Consider the following 2,267-nt stretch of genomic DNA (forward strand, 5'->3'; position numbering starts at 1 on the left):
GGAGAGTAGGGATGGCACGCCATACCCCCTCGCAGAGGCTGGTTTTACCATCCCTCTCGCCGAACCGGACGTGCGGCTTTCACCGCATCCGGCTCTCCACGCATGACCGAGGTCATGGGTGTCTGTCAGGCGACGGCAAGTTGCCGCATCATCGTGTGGAAGTCATATTGACGGTCGCCCGTCCAAGCCTCCTCGATGGTGTCCCATCCATTGGTGATCTTGGTGCCCCGGAACGGGTAGGGCGCAGTCGCTCCCTCCCAGAACCAGCGCAGGCCTGCGTTGCCCTCGGTCCAGCGCATCGGACCCTTCGGCTCTCTTCGGAAGAAGCGCCGGGGGATCGTTCGCGTGGTCTTCGGATGCTTCTTTCGCAGCCATCTGTAGATGCGCCACCACAACCACCAGTCCAGTTTCCTAAACTCGCGGCATGCCCGCATGGCGTGACGATAATAGGTTCGCCACCCCAGTATGAGCGGATTGAGGTTGTCGATGATTGCGGAGAGCGAGAGCCGAAGGCTCGGCCTCTTCGTCCGCCCCTTGATCGTGTCGCGCAGACGCTGCAACCTGTCCAACGGGATCAGCAGCTTGCAGACGAACCGCCCGGATCGGGAGGATCGTTTCTTCACGATGCGATAGCCGAGGAAGTCGAAGCCCCTTCGGATATCGGTAATCAAGGTTTTCTCAGGCGACAACTCAAGACGCAGTTCCTCGCGGAGGAACGTCGCCAACGCATCCTTTTCGGCCTCAGCAGCTTCTCTCGACCCGGATACCATGACGACAAAGTCGTCGGCGTATCGCACGATGTAGAAGATCGGTTTGCCACTGTTATAGTCGCGATTGCGACGCATCGTGGCGCAGGCCAACCTCTCGTGTGGGCCGGGCGTCCACCGTTTATACCGCTCGTCGATTGCCGTCAGGAAGATGTTCGACAGCAACGGCGATATGATGCCACCTTGCGGGGTTCCCGCCACGGGGTGGCGAACGGTGCTCTCGACCATGATCCCCGCCCGCAGGAAGGCGAGCACGAGCCGCAGGACCTTTCGATCCCGGACGCGGCTACGCACCCGCTCCATCAGCCGGTGGTGGTCGATGTTGTCGAAGCATCCCTTGATGTCGCCTTCGATCACATAAGCGATCCGCGAGTTGCCCCAGCGGGTCGGATTAACCTGCCGCTGGATCGTCGCGATGGCGTCGTGGGTGCTACGACCACGCCGGAAGCCGAACGAGGTCGGATAGAAGTCCGCCTCGAAGATCGGCTCCAGAACAAGCTTCAAAGCCATCTGTACCAAGCGGTCTTTCAGCGTAGGGATACCCAGCGGTCGGAACCGCCCCGGCTTGCCCGGCTTCGGTATCCACCGTTGCCGCACAGGCTGAGGTTTGTAGGTTCCGGCGCGAAGCTCGGCCTCGATTTCATCAAGGAAGCGCTCCACCCCGCCAGTACGCTGTTCGACCTGTATTCTGCCGATGCCGTCCGTGCCGGGCGTCTTGCTACCCGCATTGCGGGCCATCCGACGCCAAGCATAATCGAGCGTTCGGCGATCACACACCAGATTGAACACGTCCCCGAACTGCCTGTCCGGGGCCGCCTTACTCCACCGATACAGCTTGCACTGCATGTCGAGGATGAACTCGGTATTCACCGGGCCGGGCTTCCGCCCACCTCCTGTCGGCTCACTGTATCCGCTGCCCCCCTTCGCCATGTGAGCGGCTTTCCCGCTCCCGGACTACTACGAGGGCTCCGCCCCACTCTGCCGCGATCATCGGTCGCTTCGATCATCTCCCAAGGAGATGCGGCAACTTGGTTCTTGGGTTCCGTTTCTGACCTTTTACCTGCTGTAGGGACCGACTTTACCCCGTGTGGTAACTGGCCTGCGACCACCACAGACTTAGTCGCAAGCTGGCGCGTGGATGACCACGCGCCCCTGAGCCGCACACCCCAAGGCTGGCCCGGCACACCACAGGCCCGAAGGCCATGCCGCCCACATCCGCATCGGCGACATACATATTCCAACGAGGCGTCAACCATCGGTTCGATTGCTCTTCCCTTGGCAGGTTCGCTCGCCGGGTCGCGTCGGATCGCGGAAGTTCTCCTGTCCCCGGCTTTGATGGGTTCTACTCATTTATGGCTCCCCGGAAGCACCCGGTTCACCTCACCCTTCCGCTTGTCCCCCCACGCTGCGTCGTGTGGAGCGCGAGGTCCTCCCCCTCGCAAGGTCAGTAACAGCTTTTAATGAAACGATTTTCCCTTTCTTTTCAATCCCAACATACGG

General features: G+C 61.1%; 1 protein-coding gene. It reads right to left on the reverse strand.

Annotation, left to right across the window (positions count from 1 at the left end):
- Positions 1 to 125: 125 nt before the first annotated feature.
- Entirely contained in the window at positions 126 to 1,637 is a 1,512-nt protein-coding gene (ltrA, locus tag DFR51_RS00160; protein WP_207790665.1) for a group II intron reverse transcriptase/maturase, read from the reverse strand.
- Positions 1,638 to 2,267 lie beyond the last annotated feature (630 nt).

The sequence above is a fragment of the Sphingosinicella microcystinivorans genome, from assembly GCF_003634215.1.
Taxonomy (GTDB): domain Bacteria; phylum Pseudomonadota; class Alphaproteobacteria; order Sphingomonadales; family Sphingomonadaceae; genus Sphingosinicella; species Sphingosinicella microcystinivorans.